General features: G+C 39.6%; 12 protein-coding genes. 8 read left to right on the forward strand and 4 right to left on the reverse strand.

The features are described from left to right. Positions 1-2: 2 nt before the first annotated feature. From BLR60_RS11845 to BLR60_RS11855, 3 genes are all read right to left on the reverse strand, one after another. A complete protein-coding gene (locus tag BLR60_RS11845) occupies positions 3-1262 on the reverse strand; it encodes a hypothetical protein (RefSeq protein ID WP_090500305.1) in 1260 nt (419 codons plus the stop codon). Positions 1263-1284: 22 nt separating this feature from the next. Further along, positions 1285-4059 (reverse strand): TonB-dependent receptor, encoded by a 2775-nt coding sequence (locus tag BLR60_RS11850; protein ID WP_090500039.1) that lies wholly within the window; start codon positions 4057-4059, stop codon positions 1285-1287. Between the two features lie 260 nt (positions 4060-4319). After that, on the reverse strand, positions 4320-5924 hold the full coding sequence (locus tag BLR60_RS11855) for a tetratricopeptide repeat protein (RefSeq protein ID WP_090500040.1): 1605 nt from the start codon (positions 5922-5924) through the stop codon (positions 4320-4322). Positions 5925-6720: 796 nt separating this feature from the next. Here BLR60_RS11855 and BLR60_RS11860 point away from each other — a divergent pair. The 5 genes from BLR60_RS11860 to BLR60_RS11880 all read left to right on the forward strand — a co-directional run bounded on the left by BLR60_RS11860 (position 6721) and on the right by BLR60_RS11880 (position 13206). Continuing rightward, positions 6721-7080: a hypothetical protein gene (locus tag BLR60_RS11860; RefSeq protein WP_090500043.1), complete on the forward strand. Its 360-nt coding sequence runs from the start codon at positions 6721-6723 to the stop codon at positions 7078-7080. A 95-nt stretch (positions 7081-7175) separates the two neighbouring features. Beyond that, positions 7176-7871 carry an ABC transporter ATP-binding protein gene (locus BLR60_RS11865; protein ID WP_090500044.1) on the forward strand — a complete coding sequence of 232 codons (696 nt, stop codon included), beginning with the start codon at positions 7176-7178 and terminating at the stop codon, positions 7869-7871. Between the two features lie 13 nt (positions 7872-7884). Continuing rightward, positions 7885-10392, forward strand: coding sequence for a TonB-dependent siderophore receptor (locus BLR60_RS11870; RefSeq protein ID WP_090500047.1), 2508 nt, complete (start codon positions 7885-7887; stop codon positions 10390-10392). After that, a complete protein-coding gene (locus tag BLR60_RS11875) occupies positions 10392-11837 on the forward strand; it encodes an ABC transporter permease (RefSeq protein WP_090500049.1) in 1446 nt (481 codons plus the stop codon). The genes BLR60_RS11870 and BLR60_RS11875 overlap by 1 nt, the downstream gene beginning before the upstream one ends. A 7-nt stretch (positions 11838-11844) precedes the next feature. Next, on the forward strand, positions 11845-13206 hold the full coding sequence (locus BLR60_RS11880; RefSeq protein ID WP_090500052.1) for a DUF3526 domain-containing protein: 1362 nt from the start codon (positions 11845-11847) through the stop codon (positions 13204-13206). A gap of 351 nt (positions 13207-13557) precedes the next feature. Here the strand turns inward: BLR60_RS11880 and BLR60_RS11885 are convergent, their stop codons facing one another. Beyond that, a complete protein-coding gene (locus tag BLR60_RS11885) occupies positions 13558-14025 on the reverse strand; it encodes an Lrp/AsnC family transcriptional regulator (RefSeq protein ID WP_090500055.1) in 468 nt (155 codons plus the stop codon). A gap of 195 nt (positions 14026-14220) precedes the next feature. On the opposite strand from BLR60_RS11885, the gene BLR60_RS11890 reads away from it, so the two are divergent. The 3 genes from BLR60_RS11890 to BLR60_RS11900 are packed head-to-tail and all read left to right on the forward strand — an operon-like array spanning position 14221 to position 17406. Next, entirely contained in the window at positions 14221-15267 is a 1047-nt protein-coding gene (locus BLR60_RS11890) for a PLP-dependent cysteine synthase family protein (protein WP_090500057.1), read from the forward strand. 23 nt (positions 15268-15290) lie between these two features. Further along, complete coding sequence (locus BLR60_RS11895; protein WP_090500059.1) at positions 15291-15740, forward strand: protein-disulfide reductase DsbD domain-containing protein; 450 nt, start codon at positions 15291-15293, stop codon at positions 15738-15740. Between the two features lie 16 nt (positions 15741-15756). Continuing rightward, positions 15757-17406, forward strand: a complete 1650-nt coding sequence (locus BLR60_RS11900) for a protein-disulfide reductase DsbD family protein (protein ID WP_090500061.1) — start codon at positions 15757-15759, stop codon at positions 17404-17406. The last annotated feature ends 115 nt before the right edge of the window (positions 17407-17521 follow it).

Consider the following 17521-nt stretch of genomic DNA (forward strand, 5'->3'; position numbering starts at 1 on the left):
TTTTATAATTTAGTTCCGTATGCACCAACAAATGTAGATGGTGAAGGTGAGATATAGGTAATTCCATTTTTCATTACAATGCCAGCTTTGTGATGACGGGTAAAGTTGGTGATACCTTTGCCTAAAGCCGGTGAGTTACCCTGGAGGTGAAAATCCCATGCGGTATTGAAATCAGCATTGGTAACCGCTGTATTTAAAGGATAATTCACAAATTTAGGATCATTTGCACCAGCAATATTGTTAATCACATCGTTTTTACCACCTACAACATCGCCGGTTGGCTGAAACTGATTTACAGTAGCCTGATCAAAACCATAATACCAGTTATTACTATAAGCAGAACGGCTATCTTCAGGTTTTTTCGGATCTCTTTTCACGCCAAAACGGGTATTGGCAAACAGGTTATTGTACAGATCGGCACGCACAGTGCTTTCCAGCCAGATTGATCCACCTTTAGCCGTTGGCCTTCTCCAGCCTGTATTTACCATGGTATTGTTATACGCAATAATATAGGTTTGCGGCGTTTTATCTCCTGTGTTAGACAATTTTAAGGCATTGGTATTGGTACTGTAAACCAAATTATAGGCAATATCTGCCAAACAGCCAGATTTAAAGTTCATGGCTTCGCCCCCGGTTACACCCGTGGTATAAAACACATTATTGGCAAAAATGATCTTCCCACCTTCAATGTAGGTGCAATCTTCCTGGAGGTTTCTGAAGATGCTATTCTGAACGACTAATTTACCATTGGCATTGGCAAACCAGAGTGCAGGTAAATTTTCTCCTGCTTTAGCTTTATAAAGTCCCATTTTAACAGAAGTTGATGCATCTGAAGTGGTGGAGCCAGCATATTCGAGGATTACATGGTCAAGCACCAGTTCCTCGCACGTTGGTCCGGCCAAAAGACCACCCCAAAGCTTTCCGAATTTTTTTGATGCGGTTTTATAAAATTCATTTACCGTAAACCTGATTGGATTTTCTGCAGTTCCAAGTGCATATAGATTGCCTTTTATCACAATTTCTGGTTTAGCAACCGTATCCATCAGCACCGTTACCCCTTCTTCAATGGTCAGCGTTTTCCCTTCCGGGATTACAATGTCGCCTTTAATTACCTGTGTACTGCCTTTTGCCCAAACTCCGGAAACCTCACCAATTGCCGAGCCATCAACAGCAGTGGTATCCACATCAATATTAGCTTTTTCACATCCTGCTAAGACCAGCACAACAAGGATTAATAATTTAAAAATCTGATTTGATTTCATGTCTTTGTTTCTTAAAATGCCATTAATTAAATTTATACTTAAAGCCAACAAGATAATTCTGGCCGTAATAATCGCTTCTGATCAAGGTATTTCCGTTTTTAACCAAATCTTCTTTGATATCGTTATTTGCCGGATTTGTACCTTTTATAAATAGTTTTGTTGGGGTATTTAAAATGTTATTGGCTTTTATAAAAACACTGATTCCGCCTTTAAAACGCTTCTCAGCAGATGCATCTACCTGTATAAATCCTTCCTGCCACAAATCGTTATTCAGGAATTGCGAAACGGTGTTGATGCGTGGCCCAGTGTAAGCCCCGGCAACCTGAGCATCCCAGCCTTTTTTAGTGTCTTTAAACAATATAGACAGGTTAGCAATGTGGGCAGACTGACCATAAAGCGGACGCTCCTGGTTAACATTTGCCGGCTCGGTATCTCCGGTAGTGCTATTGATCACCCTGGTGGTTTTAGTGGTATTAATACGCGAATGGGTATAGGTATAATTGGCCTTTATACCTATTTTACTAAAATATTTGATGTAATCTACCTCTGCGCCAAAGTTCTTGGCCGTACCAAAGTTACCTGGACTATAATAAATATCCTGGCCGCGAACGGCATCAGCCTGAAAAGTATATTCAATTGGATTTTTTATTCTTTTGTAGAAAGCACCAACCAATAATTGCTCTGAAGCACCGGGAAAAAGTTCATACCTTAAATCGAAGTTATCGGCCAGTGCGCGTTGCAGATTAGGATTGCCACGTTCCTGAAATTCTTCATTTACCACTTTTCCGGGTACAATTTCATAAAAGCCAGGACGATTAAGGGCTTTGTAATATGATGCATGTAACTGCGCTTTTTCTGTTAAAAAATATTTTGCAGTTAAACTCGGTAATACATCGGTATAGATCTGGTTTCCTTTTGGAAAAGATTCTCCTGCTGCGAAAAGAAGGTGATAGCCTTGATTGGTATGCTCTACTCTTGCACCACCAATTACTTCCAATTTAGCGGAAGTATACTTAAACATTCCATAACCAGAAGCGGTTTGCTCTGTTGCATCGTAGGTAAGCGAATTGGCTACCGCACCAGTTGGATTGCTGACTACTAAATTCAGGTCCGTGTAATTTTGGAAATTTACACCATAAATATCATTTGCATGATCTGCTCCCTGGGCCATGTTATAATTATTAAAGAAGCTGCTCCTTTTTTTATCGCGGTATAAACCTCCTGCCATAACATCCAGTTTATTTTCGCCAGCTAAAACATGGTAGGTCAAATCCAGGTAACCTGCTAAATCCTCATCGGTATTGCGCTCCCATCTGCGCGTAACAGGGTTGGTATTGACTAAACTGGTACGTTTGCGCTGAAAATTCTGTTCCAATCCATTTAAACCGATACTGGTATTTTCTGGCACATCGTTTTTGGCTGAAGAATAAACAGCCGACCACTGCACCTTAAATTTATCATCAAACTGATGATCGCCATGCAGCGTAGAATTGTAAATCTGTTGCGCTGTTAAACGGCTTCGAGTATCGAAAACCAACTGTGCATTTCCTGCTATTGGATCATAATCTTTATTATAAGTAGTGGTTACAGCATCCCTAACCTGCTGGTTTTTCAGGTTAACATATACATTGTAAAAACTGATCTGGTGGTCTTTGTTAAAAACATAATCAATTTTACCGTGCAGACCTGTACGTTGTTGCTGCTCCGAAAATTCACGGTAACTTTTACTGGTAATGGTGGCGTAGGCATCTGTACCAACAACCGAATTATTATAGAAAGTACTGTTACTGCCGCGATAGGTATTTTGATAACTGCCTGCCAATACTACGCCTAATCTATTATCTAAAAAACGCTTACTCAAGGATAAACTTCCAATTAAATTAGGTGCGGGATTTTTATATTTATAATCAAGTGTTCCTTTAGTAAAATCGTTCTGCGCAGCATTATAGTTTTTACCGTTTACCTCGTAAGGCGATTTATCATTAATACCTGAAGCATTGTAACTGGCAAACTTACGATCGAAAAACAATTGGCTATAACCGGTAGAAACGTTGGCATTTACCTGCAGTTGGCCTGGAGCATTTTTCATTACCATATTAATCGCCCCTCCAATCGCATCGCCCTCTAAATTTGGCGTAAGTGTTTTATAAACCTCTAAACGATCGAGCAAATCAGCAGGAAAAAGATCGAGCGGAACGTAACGGTATTTATTATCAGGACTTGGGATTTTAACGCCATTTACCAAAGTATAATTATAGCGTTTATCCATTCCCCTTAATATCGCATACTGTCCATCGCCATTGCTATTGCGCTCTATAGACACCCCCGAAATACGCTGCATCACATTTGCTACCGTTAAATCCGGTGAAATTTCAATCGCCCGGCCTGATACAATATTCATCAGTTGCGGCGCATTTTTTTCTAAACGTCTTGCACCCTGATCAGTAGAACTAACCGCATTGGATTTGATGGTGATATCGTCCAGACTTTTCGAATCGCTCTCCATGTAAAATTTTAAGTGATCGTTATCTTCTTTCAGGATTACGAAGGTTTGTACGATGGTTCTGTAGGTGATGTAGCTTACACTGATTTTAGCAGCGCCTGCTTTTACATCCTTAAATTCGAAAGTACCATCTAATCCGGTATTGGTTACGCGTCTTGGGTTTTCTAAAACCACTGTTGCGCCAACAATGGCCTCGCCAGTTTGCTTATCGTAAACGTGGCCTTTCAATTTTGTGGCATGAACTGTGCCTGCACAAAAAAGAAGTAAAAACAAAATTTGTAATGGTTTATTCATTGCGTTTGGTCATGTCTTTTTATTATCGACGGGCAAAGATGTATACACCAGATTACATCAGAAAATGTTGAGGGTTACATAAAGGCAACAGCGTTACAACAGGCATATACCAAAAGGCAACACACAAACACAACTAATTGATCAACAAATAATTAAGGATAAATAAAAACGCCGTTATGCTTTTATTACCGTTACATTAACAAATTGTTAAGCACTAGAAAGTGTAGAAAATGAACAAAATAAAAAAGCTGATGTAACGATTATAATGTCTGGATAAATGCTGATAAATTATCGCCCTGAGCCAGGTTTAGTTTTTTTCTCAACCTATATCTCGATACTCTTAAGCTATCTGTTGATATACCGAGCAAGGTGGCGATATCGGCTGAATCAAGATTCATTTTCAACAGTGCAATTAAGCGCATATCTGCTGAAGTAAGCTCATGGCTGTATTTTTTAAGGTTTTCGAGAAATTGATGGTGCACCTGTTCGAAAGCCAGCGTAAATTCCTTCCAGTTACGTTCGTGATTAAAGCTCTGGTTAATCTCAGTGAGGATCTGGTTCATTTGCTTTTTCTGATCGCGCTTGTCCTCCTTCACCATCGCTTGTAGTGTACTTCTCAAATTTTCTAAAAACTGATTATGCTTGATCAGATTTAAAGTATGAGTAGATAACTCCCTGCTTTTAACCTCCAGCAATTGTTTCAGATTTTGTTCTTCGAGCTGAAGATTTTTGAGTTCGAGGCTCGTCATATCGTGTTCTATGGCCTGCTGCTTTGCCAGCATCTGTTGATCTTTTAACTTCAGACGTTGTCTGCTGAACATAACAAAACCCAAAACAACCAATAATATCAATACAATGGAAGAAGAGAAAGCAATAATCCGGTTTATCTTCCTGTCATTTTTCAGTTTAATAATTTCATCCGATTTTTTATTGATATCATAAAGCACCTGCAGAAATGCAGCCTGCCTTGCACCATCTACCGAATACAGATCAATGGTATATTTATAGCCGAGTTTTCCATAGTGGTAGGCGCTGTCCATATTATTTAATAGCTCATAGGCCTTACCCAAGTCTCTGCAGCAAGAACTTAACTGATAAACATTACCCATCTTTTCGGCAAGTTTTAGTGCCGTTTGGGTTTGCACAATACTTTCCTTGTACCGACCGGTTTTACGCAAAATATCGCCTAAATTGTTAATGACTTCAATACTTCCCAGTTTATTATGATCTTTTTGATATAGATCCAGTGACTGTTTAAAATGTACATAAGCAGAATCGTAACGCTCCAGATCTTCATAAATACTGCCCAGGTTTTCGTGTATTTTGGCAGATTCACTTTTATTGTTAAGTTTTTCGTTTATTTTTAAAGCCAGTTTTTGATAGTAAAATGCACTATCGTAACGCTGCCTTTTTTCGTACAGCTGACCAATATTACCCAATACCGTTACCTGTCCGGTTAAATTATTCAATCTTTTATAAAGGCCAATGGCTTTACGATAGCTATGCATGGCCTTATCTTTCTGCTTCATATAATAATAAAGCACACCGGCATCATTAAGGTTAGCAGCCATGAGCAGCGGTTGATTGGTATTACCAAATATTTTATCGGCTTTTAAAAAGAACTCTAAAGACTGACTAAAATGACCTTGCGTATAACAGATTTTCCCCATCTGCTGCAAACATTTGCCTTCTAACAGTTCATTATTGTCATCAATAGCTTTAGCGTATATTTTTTTCAGTCGGGCCAGGGCAATAGTCGGATCTTTTTGATTCAATACAATAATCGATTCAAATCTGTCTTCCCCTGCCTTTACGTTAGAGATGAAAAGAAGAATAAATACGAGTACGCTAATGGTTTTGGTCATGTTAAAAGCAATTATCAGGCAATGCAGAACAAAGAAAGAGTGCTCATGTTAACTGAAGGTTAAGCCGGATCATTAACTGATATAGTAAAATGTTATTTAAAGCCTTTTTTTGGGGTTATCCCGTATTAATTGCTTTCGTATCAGATGGAAACATCAGACACCACAGATCTTAAGTTGCATGTATTTTGCCACGGAAACACGGACTGACACGGAAGATTTCACTATTTCCATAGCCGTGGTTCGTGTATGCACGAACCATTTCATTTTAACTACCGCCGTGGTCTGTGTCCCCGCAGACCGTGTAATTGATCAGAATAAACGCAGGGATAGATAAAACGAAACCTTTGTTAACTAAACCCCTACCCGTTGCAGGCGGGCGATCGACAGCGTTATCGCGGTTTAATTGTTATTTCATTTACCAACTAATCTACCGGGATTAAGCAAAGAGCAGGACTACCGTAACCGAGGCACCACTGGTATTGCTTTCCAAAAAAAATAGAATGATAAAGTTTGATATTCAACAACTAACTATATCAATACAACATTTTTTCGTGTCAGATGGTAACATCAGACACCACAAATAGACCCTGAAATAAATCCGATAGCTATCGGATCAGGTGACGACACTGAATTGAAAATATTCATAGCCATGGTTCGTGTCTGCACGGAGCCATTTCATTTTAACTACCGCCGTAGTTCCATTTTTGTATACTGATTATAAGTGTTTAAACATCAGTCTTACAACCAATTCTATTAAAACATTTGATTTTAATTTATTAAATGTAACTTTGTTGCATTGAAGCATTCGAAGTATAAATATCGCCGCGAAATTTTTTCCCGCATATGGGCAGTATTGTTATTGGCGGTGTTGCTCAATGCGAACTTGATAGAAAGTCTGCACCACCACGCAGCGAAAGATGCATCACACCATACATCGCATTCAAAATACAATGCACAACTTATTTCGGCAAAGTTAACCTGTAAACTCTGCGAAGTGCTGAAACATCATTCGCATTTCTTCTATCGCCCTGCACCGCCCGCATTTCTTTTACCCATAAATAAACCAGGTATTAAACCTTGTATTTACTTCATTAAACAACCTGTTGCTTATATTTTATCTTATAGCAACAAAGGGCCGCCAAGTTTGATGGCCTAATCTCAAAACCAGGTTTATTTTATCTTATTTTATCCGACAAATTATTTTGTTTAATATGCAGCTGTTCCCGGCATGCACCTATATTATTATATTCTATGCTTCAAGCTATTTCATTATCTAAAAATTACGGAGCTTACTGTGCTCTAAACCAACTTAATTTGACCGTTAAAGCTGGCGAAGTATTTTGCCTTTTAGGTCAAAATGGTGCCGGAAAAACGACTACTATTAATTTATTTCTCGGTTTTATTGAACCAAGTGCGGGTCAAATTTTAATCGATGGGAAAGAACTGGATGCGCATGATCACGAACGCCGCAAACACCTGGCCTACATCCCTGAGGTAGTGATGCTTTATGGCAACCTTTCGGCCATAGAAAACCTCGATTACTTTTCGAAACTGGCAGGTTTTAATTATGGCACTAAAAGTTTGACTGATTTTCTAACTCAATGCGGTTTACAAGAATCAGCTCATCATAAACATCTATCTGGCTTTAGTAAGGGGATGCGCCAAAAAGTAGGTATTGCGATTGCCCTGGCTAAAAATGCGAAAATCATTTTAATGGATGAGCCCACCAGTGGTTTAGATCCAAAAGCAACAGCAGAGTTTACCCAATTGGTAAAACAATTGGCTGCCGAAGGTAAATCCATCTTAATGGCTACGCACGACATTTTTAACGCCGTAAATGTAGGCTCGCACATCGGCATTATGAAACAGGGCGAATTGATCCATACCCTTAAAGCAAGCGAGATTAGCGCAAACGACCTGCAGGAATTATACTTACAGACCATATAACCAAATCCATTTCATGTACCCAAAATATAAGGCACTTTCTGGTGCCGCTACAATTTTTTTGCTCTTCTTGCTCAATCTTTTTAACATGCAGGCCATTGCGCAAATTAAGGTAAGCGGAAAGGTGATCAATGCCCAGGATCAAAGCATTTATAAAGCCACCATTAAATTTAAAAATGGCAAAGATCAATTAAATACGATGAGCGATTCGTTAGGGAATTTTTCACTCATTTTGCCAAAAACGGCTAGTTATACTGCAACCGTTAGTGCCATCGGTTATAGCAGTTTTAGCCGCATATATCCTATAAATCAAACAGGCGATTTAAATCTTGATGCCATTGTATTGCAACCTTCGAATGAAGAACTACAAACTGTTGAAGTTGTAGGCACCAATGGCAAGAAATATTATGGTAATTATTCTTTCTCGGCTACGAAAACGGCTACTTTGAACAAAGACATTCCACAGGCTATTTCTTCGGTTTCGAAAGAATTAATTGCCGATAGGCAGGCTGCTGTACTAGCTGACGCCATCAAAAACGTAACCAGTGTATCGCAAAGCAGTTATTATAATCAATTCTCCATCAGGGGAATTAATCAGAACGAAGAAGGTGCTATTATTAATGGCATGCGTACCCATCAATATTATTTTAACCAGCCCTTAACCAATAACCTCGAACGGATCGAAGTAATAAAAGGTCCGGCAAGTGCTACTTTTTCGAGTGTAGATCCGGGGGGAAGTATCAACCTGGTAACAAAAAAGCCGCTGACTGAAGACCGTAAGGAGATCAGCATCTCAGCCGGAAGTTTTGGTACAGTACGCGGCGCATTAGATTTTACAGGCCCCTTAAATGCGGACAAAACATTGCTTTACCGACTTAACCTTGGCTATGAAGACAGCAAAAGTTTTAGAGACCTGCAATTTAGAAAGGGTTATATCATTGCACCTTCCTTTTCGTACATCCCGAATGATCGTACCAGTTTAAATGTAGAGGTTGTAATGAACAACAGCAATTCTAGATTAGACCGCGGACAAGCTATTTTTGGCGCCATCGCCGGGCAAACCGATTTAAAAAGCACACCGATCAGTTTCAATATGGGTGCCAGCAACGACCGTTTTAACAGTCAGGATTTAATGTTAATGACCAATTTTTCTCATCGTTTTAACCAGGATATTGTATTTAATGTGGCTTATATGAAGCAAAACTGGAATGAAGATCTATTGGAACATCGTACCACCAATGCTTTTGGCGTTGATGAAAACAATCAGCCAATCCCTACCCTTGCGGCTATGCGGGCAGTTCAACGTCAGCAAAAGTGGAGTACCGATAATTTAAGCACCTATTTCAGTATAAACGCCAACACTTTTCACTTAAACCATAAAATGGTAATCGGCTACGACCGGATCAATACGCAAAAACTGCGTGGTGGCGGCGAAAATGCGGCACAGGGTTACCGCTTAAAAGATGGTACCATTGCCAGCAGATATGATCCAACAAAAAAGGACCTCTATTTATTTAAAACGGTAAATGGTATAAATGCGCCTGTGCCCAATGTAGAGCATTTTAACCTTGCTAACCCAAGTTATACGATTAAAAATTTAAGCGATTATATTTTTACCAAAACTGAGATCCCGCCAGCCTACAATTTAGTTAATGCCGTTTATTTTCAGGATCAAATCCAATATGAGAAGCTTGCCTTAGTCCTGGGCCTGAGACAGGAATGGTACGAAGATTACAGCAATTACGAACTGGCGACCCAGAAGAAAATTTATCAACATAAACTCTTGCCAAGAGTTGGGCTAACCTATGCTGTAACCACGAATATTAACCTTTATGGAACTTATTTACAAGGTTACCAACCGCAGGGCAATACTTCAACTCTGGTAATTGTTCCGCCGCCAGCAGGTTCAAATTTTAAACCCCTAACAAGTGATTTGAAGGAAATTGGTGCGAAATCTGAATGGCTGAATAAAAACCTGATGGTAAATGTTTCGGTTTTTGAAATTAATCAGAAAAACTTATTGATGAATGCAAACGATCCTTTAGATGTAAACCGTTTAATCGAACGTGGCGCACAACACAGCCGTGGTTTCGAATTCGAAGCTTCAGGTTTCATCAGACAGAACTGGCAGTTTAATGCAGGTTATAGCTATGTAGATGCCATTATTAAGGATGATTTTAACCTGGCTTTAATCGGTCAGCGGGTGCAGAACACCCCAAAACACAGTGCCAGTTTATGGATGCGTTATAACTTTGAAGCCCAAAAGCTTAGAGGACTTGGTTTTGGTACGGGTTTACAATATAGCGGCACTAAACTTCCGCTGTACATTAGAGATTTCACGCTTCCGGCCTATACCCTCGTAGATGCAGCAGTTTATTATTCGCCGGCAGGCTCAAAGGTACAATTGGCCGTAAACATGAACAACATCTTAAACAAAACCTATTGGGTAGGTGCACAAAACTACCTGCGCCTTTTCCCTGGTACACCAAGAAATGTAATGTTTAACGTAACCTATAGAATATAATGTCTAATAGAATAAACACTATTGCAAAACAAACATTTAAAGCCGCCTTTAACAATAGTGCCACCTTGGCCCTAACCCTTTTACTCGGTTTATCGCTCTGTCTGGCTACTTATGTAGGCTGGCAAAATTTTAAAATGCAAAATAATCAACGGCTCCATTATAAAGCACTGGTAAGGGCGCAATGGTTAGCCAAACCAGATAAACATCCTCACAGGATGGCGCACTATGGTTACCTCGCCTTTCGTGAAAAACACGAACTCAGTTTCTTCGATTTTGGCATAGAAAGTTTTGCGGGAGTCTCCATTTTTTTAGAGGCACATAAACAGAATACCGTTAATTTTAGTGAAGCCGGTTTTACAAACGGTATGTTAAGCTTTGGCGAAATTAGTGTAGCCATGGTATTACAACTGCTGGTACCTTTACTTATTTTCTTTTTGGGTTATAACAGTATATCGGCCGAACGCGAATCGGGCACCTTAAAAATCCTGTTATGCCAGGATGTAAGCTGGAAACAACTCCTTTGGGGTAAAACAATAGGTATTATCAGCGTTTGCCTTTCTATATTTATTCCGCTCATCCTGCTTACCATCTTGTTATGGGCATCGTTAAGTCATTGGCAAATCAGTATAGATTCGGCTTTACGCCTGTTACTTCTGGTTTTAACTTATGCCATCTATTTTTTCGTTATATCGGCCATTACCGTTTTGGTTTCGGCATTTGCCCGCAGTTCTAAATCGGCTTTGATTACTTTATTGGCCTGCTGGATATTTTTCATGGTTATTATGCCACGCGTTACCCAGGCGGTTGGTGTAAAAATTCATCCTTCACCATCCAAAATAGAATTTGCCGATGCCATTGCGGCAGACGTTCACCAGCAGGGCGATAGCCATGATCCTAACGACCCACATTATGCGGCCATTAAAGATTCGCTACTGAAGGCTTACGCTGTGGATGATGTTAAAAAGCTCCCTTTTAACTATGGTGGTTATATTATGGCCGAGGGCGAAAAGATTACCTCAAAAATTTACAGTAAACATCAAAATGAACTGAACAAAATTTTCGAAAAACAGAACAGCTTGACTACAATTACGGGTTTCTTAAACCCTTATTTATCGCTGAAAAATATTTCGATGGCTTTAACGGCATCTGATTTTAATACTTTCGTCGATTTTCAGCACCAGGCAGAAACTTACCGCTATCAACTCGCGCAAAAGATGAATAAACTCCAGATTGAGAAAATCAGCAACATTAAACCCGGAGATGAAGAAAAACCGTTAGCCATCAGTAAGGCCAACTGGGCAGAACAACCCGATTTTAACTACCATTTTAAAACATTAGATACTGTTTTGTCGAATGAGCTATTAGCGCTAAGCGCTTTAACCTTCTGGTTATTGTTTACGGTGATTTTGCTCCAATATTCAACCAGATGGATTAAAACGATATAAAATACGCATGAAAAAAAATAGATATCATCTCGAATTTAAATTGTTTTTTAGAAGCAGCTCTTCCTGGATTGGGATCTTTGTACTCCTGATAACAGGTTTTGCCGGCCTGTATTTTGGCAAAGCCTTCATCGCTAAGCAACAGGCTGTAATTGAAAAAGCAGCAACATTGCAAAAGAAAAATACCCTTAACAATATCGATCATTTTGGCGATGATATTGGCCTGGTATTTTTTCATAATAAGTTTACGCTGGCCAACGCTCCTGATCATTGGGCGGCTTTTGCCAACGGGCAGCGCGATATCAATCCTTATTTAATTTCGGTAACCATGTTGGGCCTTGAAGGCCAGCTTTATGATACCGATATCAATAATCCGGTTAGCCTGCTTTTGGGCAATATGGATCTTAGTTTCGTGTTTATATTTTTGTTCCCCCTGGTCATTATTGCCTTTACATACAATCTCCTTTCCGAACAAAAGGAAAGTGGCATTTGGTCACTTTTAAGGGCACAAACCAACCAATCTTTCCAGGTTATCTGGCAAAAATTTTTAGTTAGGGTGGTGGTAATTTTCAGTGTTGCACTATTGCTGTTATTTGTAGCGATGTTTTATTTAACACTACGGCCAGATTTAACTTTCCTTTCGGTTACTGTACTTATTTTACTTTATCTGACTTTTTGGTTTGCCCTTTCATTTTTCATCGTTTCTCTAGCCAAATCGTCGAATTTTAATGCATCGGCGCTAATAGCTATATGGGTACTCCTTTGTATTGTAATTCCGGCTTCGTTTAATCTTTTTCTAACGCGGAATTACCCGGTACCTGAGGCGTTGCAAAATGTAATTAACCAACGCGAAGGCTATCATGAAAAATGGGATATGGCCAAAGAAGTAACCATGAAACCCTTTTTTAAACATTATCCGCAACTAAAGAAATATCCTTTTCCAGAGAAGAAAACATTTAGCTGGTATTGGTATTACGCTATGCAGCAAATGGGCGATGACCAGGCCGGGGCAAGCAGGTTGGCTATCGAAAAGAAATTGGCCAGCAGGCAGTATTTTACGAATATTTTTGCCTTGTTCTTTCCCACCATACAAACGCAGCTCGGGGTCAATAAAATGGCGGGATCAGATCTCGATACACATCTTAGCTTTCAACAGGCGGTTAGAAGATACCATGAACAAATCCGCTTACATTTTTATCCGGCCATTTTTCTTAATCAATCCGTTAACGATACGGATATTAATGACTACAAACTACAGAAATATAACCGGCAAGAGGTTCCAACCATATGGATGAATATACTTTCGGTATCCTTGCTAACGACAGCTATTATTGGTGCCACAGCTTTCAATTTGAAAAGATTCAACAGCTAACCCGCTAATAAAAATGTACTTGTAATTTCTTTGGATTATTCATAAATAAAATCGTCCTTTCGACTGAAGCCTGCCGTTTTTACTCGGTGGCGAAATGCCCGCCTGTGCGGGCGGGGAGAAATCTATCTACAAAGATTTTCGGACTGCTTTGCACCCGATTATCATTGATACAATCCGAAAAAAGTGTTGTCATCCCAAAGACTAAAGCGCAGTATCTAATGTTCGGCAGAGAGATCTATCCTGATAGATTTCTCGACTGCGTTGCACTCCGCTCGAAATGACGACAACTTTAAGGAAAAAAATGCCGGTAAACTATTGACCAATATACCAATGGCTAATGAACCAATCCCCCTACAGCGGATAAGCGGTTTCACTCTTCGGTTCGGAAAGTACAAAATAGCTCTGAACAGTCGTAATATTGGGCAGTGTAGCCAGTTTATTCCGTAGAAACTCGTGGTAGGCATCCATATCTTTTGTGGCAATACGCAAAATAAAATCATGCGCCCCCGTCATTTGCAGGCATTCCATTACTTCCCCAAACTTCGAAACCTCCGTTTCAAATTCGATCAGGGTTTTAGCCGTATGCTCTTTCAACAACACATGCGAGAAAGCAATCAGGTTTCTGTTTATTTTTTTCCGATCAAGAATCGCCACTATTCTTTTAATATAGCCCTGTTCCTTTAATCGTCTTATACGCTCATGTATGGTTGCTATCGATTTATGCAGCTTCAACGATATCTCTTTATGCGTTAAAGCAGCATCATGCTGCAACAATTTTAATATTTCGGTATCAACCTGATCTAAATCTCCGTGTATCATGTTCGCTGATGAATGAAAAAAAATATAATTGACCTTAAAAAAAACCACCCAAACTGAAATAAAAATTAATAACTCATCAAAAAAACAGAAAATTTATGAAAAAAAAGACTTCTGTTGACACAAATAAGAATAATACGGAGTTTTACCGAAATTTAATTAATTAAAAATTTACTTTAATTGATTTAAAAAACCTCCATGAAAGCATTAACAGCTAATGAATTTACAACTTCCAATATGGGAAAATTTGAACATTTATCACTCCTGGTTGGCAATACCCCAATGCTGGAGCTTACTTATACCTACCAGGGGAGTATAGGTAAAATTTATGTTAAATGTGAACACTACAACCTAACCGGCAGTATTAAAGACAGGATGGCACTTTACACCCTTAAAAAAGCTTATGCTGAGGGTAAAATCAAAGCTGGCGATCGTATAGTTGAGGCTACCAGCGGCAACACCGGTATAGCATTTGCAGCAATAGGTAAAGCTTTAGGTCATCCGGTAACTATTATTATGCCCAACTGGTTGAGTAAAGAGCGCATGGACATTATCAAAAGTTTAGGTGCTGAAATTATTTTGGTGAGCAAAGAAGAAGGCGGATTTATTGGCAGCATTAAACTTGCAGAAGAAATGGCCACAAAAGACACAAATATCTTTTTACCAAAACAGTTCGAAAACCTGGCCAATCCGGAAGCACACGAACATACTACAGGGAAGGAAATCTGGGGGCAATTGCAATTGAAAAACATATCGCCCGATGCTTTTGTTGCCGGTGTAGGCACCGGAGGAACCATCATGGGTGTAGGCAACTTTTTAAGAAAGCAAAATGCTGATATTAAAATACATCCGCTGGAGCCTGCAGAGTCACCTACTTTAACCACGGGCTATAAAGTGGGCAGCCATAGAATTCAGGGTATTTCTGATGAGTTCATTCCCGAAATTGTTCAACTGAGCGAACTGGATGAAGTGGTACAGGTAAACGATGGCGATGCCATACTCATGGCGCAAAAACTGGCAGAAAAACTTGGTTTAGCTGTAGGTATATCATCAGGAGCCAATGTGATTGGTGCCATCAAACAACAGCAAAAAATGGGAATCGGCAGCTGTGTTGTGACCATCTTTTCTGATAGCAACAAAAAATATTTAAGTACCGATTTAATGAAGCAGGAACCCGTTAGAGCAGGATACATTACCCCTGAAGTAGATTTTCTGGATTATCAGGCCTTTAGCAGATTACACTAACCACCATAACCAATAACCACAACATGAAAAAAATCATCTTTTTATTATGCACCGTATGCCTGATCAACCTAAGTGCATACAGCCAGATTTTAAAACCGGTAACCTGGAGTTACGCTGCGAAAAAAACCGGTCCAAATACCGCTACTGTTTTCATTAAAGCCACTATAGATCAGGGTTGGCACCTTTACTCGCAATTTGTTAAAGATGGAGGCCCTGTTAAAACAACCTTTACCTTTCCAGCAGCAGCTGCTTATACCCTGGTTGGAAAAACAATCGAACCAAAAGCGATAACCAAATTCGAATCTACTTTCAAAATGGATGTGAGCTATTTCGAAAAATCAGTAGTATTTCAACAAAAAGTAAAGTTGAAAGGTAAAACCGCAACCGTTAAAGGCAGTGTAGAATTTATGGTATGCGATGATAAACAATGTTTGCCGCCAGAACAGATCGACTTTAGTGTTCCTGTAAAATAATAGCGTAACCAAGCATATGATACCCTTAAAAAAAATCTGTCTCGGTTTGCTGTTCTTCGGTGCCATATCCTTAAACGGCTATGCACAAGACAGCACTGGCACCGATGACCTTACATTTACAGAGATTAAGCCTGAAACGCCTGATAGTACAATTAAAGCGACAGATACGGTCGTTAAAACAGCAGTCGGAGTAGCCACTACTGTTAAACAAACCGTTACACCATCAAAAGAAGGACACAAAACCTTATGGGGGATTTTTATTGCAGGCTTTATTGGCGGTTTAGCTGCTTTGTTGATGCCTTGCATCTTCCCCATGTTGCCCCTTACAGTAAGTTTTTTCACTAAAGGTTCAGAAAAAGGAAAAGCTTTTCAACGGGCAGCATTATATGGTTTTTTTATTATCCTCATTTATGTGGTACTCGGACTTCTGGTGACCGTAATTTTTGGAGCCGATGCTTTAAACAGCTTATCTACCAATGGGATCTTTAATTTCTTTTTCTTCTTATTGCTTATTGCTTTCGCAGCTTCATTTTTAGGGGCTTTCGAAATTACCCTGCCCTCTTCATGGGTAAATAAAATGGATGCCAATTCGGATAAAGGCGGTATTGCAGGGTTATTTTTTATGGCTGGAACCCTGGCTCTAGTATCTTTCTCTTGCACTGGCCCAATTATCGGTACCCTATTGGTACAGGCGGCTACAACTGGTGCTTTGTTAGGCCCAGCGATTGGCATGTTTGGATTTTCATTAGCATTGGCTATTCCTTTTGCCTTGTTTGCGCTATTTCCTTCTGCCATGAACAAACTGCCAAAATCTGGTGGTTGGTTAAACAGTGTTAAGGTGGTGCTTGGATTTCTTGAACTTGCTTTTGCCTTAAAATTCTTGAGCAATGTAGACCTGGCCTACCATTGGGAATGGTTTGACCGCGAAATATTCCTAAGCCTGTGGATTGTTATTTTCGGGATGATGGGCATTTATCTTTTGGGTAAACTAAAGTTTTCGCACGATAGTCCATTGGCATTTATCTCCGTACCGAGACTTTTTCTCGCTACGATAGTATTGGCTTTTACCATTTACTTAATCCCCGGAATGTGGGGGGCGCCATTAAAGAGTATTTCTGCTTTTCTTCCACCGCAGGAAACGCAGGATTTCGATCTGTATACCACCAGTTTATTAGGCGGAAAACAGACCACAACAATTGATGGTCCGCACAAATACGCAGATAAATTTCATGCGCCGTTAAAGCTCAATGCCTATTTCGATTATGATGAAGGTTTAGCTGCAGCTAAAAAACTGAATAAACCTGTATTAATTGATTTTACCGGCCATGCCTGCGTAAACTGCAGAAAAATGGAAGCCAATGTTTGGCCAGATAAAGACGTATATAAAATGATCAGTAATGATTATGTATTGATTCAGCTGTATGTGGATGATAAAACAGAACTGGCACCTGCTGATGTAACCATTACGCCCGAAGGGAAAAAGCTCACCACCATTGGCAAAAAATGGAGTGACCTGCAGGCCAGGAAATTCCAGTCTAATTCGCAGCCGTTTTATGTACTGCTAGATCCAAAAACAGAAACACTATTGGCACCACCACAAGGTGCTGATTATGAAATAGCTAATTATCGAAAATTCTTAAAAAGTGGTTTAAACGCTTTCCACTAAGACAGATAGGAACAAAAGCGTTGATTTTAATTTTAGTTAATGATGTAAGGACAGTACCGGATGGTCTGTCCTTTTTTTCTTTTGGATGCGTAACGCCATGAAATTTAACGCCTAC

The organism is Pedobacter terrae (genome assembly GCF_900100705.1).
In the GTDB taxonomy this organism is placed as follows: domain Bacteria; phylum Bacteroidota; class Bacteroidia; order Sphingobacteriales; family Sphingobacteriaceae; genus Pedobacter; species Pedobacter terrae.

What these genes read in the sequence shown, in the direction of transcription:
- BLR60_RS11850 (WP_090500039.1), bottom strand. Translation starts at nt 4,059, where the DNA reads ATGAATAAACCATTACAAATTTTGTTTTTACTTCTTTTTTGTGCAGGC.
- BLR60_RS11890 (WP_090500057.1), top strand. Translation starts at nt 14,221, where the DNA reads ATGAAAGCATTAACAGCTAATGAATTTACAACTTCCAATATGGGAAAA.
- BLR60_RS11895 (WP_090500059.1), top strand. Translation starts at nt 15,291, where the DNA reads ATGAAAAAAATCATCTTTTTATTATGCACCGTATGCCTGATCAACCTA.
- BLR60_RS11845 (WP_090500305.1), bottom strand. Translation starts at nt 1,262, where the DNA reads ATGAAATCAAATCAGATTTTTAAATTATTAATCCTTGTTGTGCTGGTC.
- BLR60_RS11880 (WP_090500052.1), top strand. Translation starts at nt 11,845, where the DNA reads ATGAAAAAAAATAGATATCATCTCGAATTTAAATTGTTTTTTAGAAGC.
- BLR60_RS11885 (WP_090500055.1), bottom strand. Translation starts at nt 14,025, where the DNA reads ATGATACACGGAGATTTAGATCAGGTTGATACCGAAATATTAAAATTG.
- BLR60_RS11875 (WP_090500049.1), top strand. Translation starts at nt 10,392, where the DNA reads ATGTCTAATAGAATAAACACTATTGCAAAACAAACATTTAAAGCCGCC.
- BLR60_RS11870 (WP_090500047.1), top strand. Translation starts at nt 7,885, where the DNA reads ATGTACCCAAAATATAAGGCACTTTCTGGTGCCGCTACAATTTTTTTG.
- BLR60_RS11865 (WP_090500044.1), top strand. Translation starts at nt 7,176, where the DNA reads ATGCTTCAAGCTATTTCATTATCTAAAAATTACGGAGCTTACTGTGCT.
- BLR60_RS11900 (WP_090500061.1), top strand. Translation starts at nt 15,757, where the DNA reads ATGATACCCTTAAAAAAAATCTGTCTCGGTTTGCTGTTCTTCGGTGCC.
- BLR60_RS11855 (WP_090500040.1), bottom strand. Translation starts at nt 5,924, where the DNA reads ATGACCAAAACCATTAGCGTACTCGTATTTATTCTTCTTTTCATCTCT.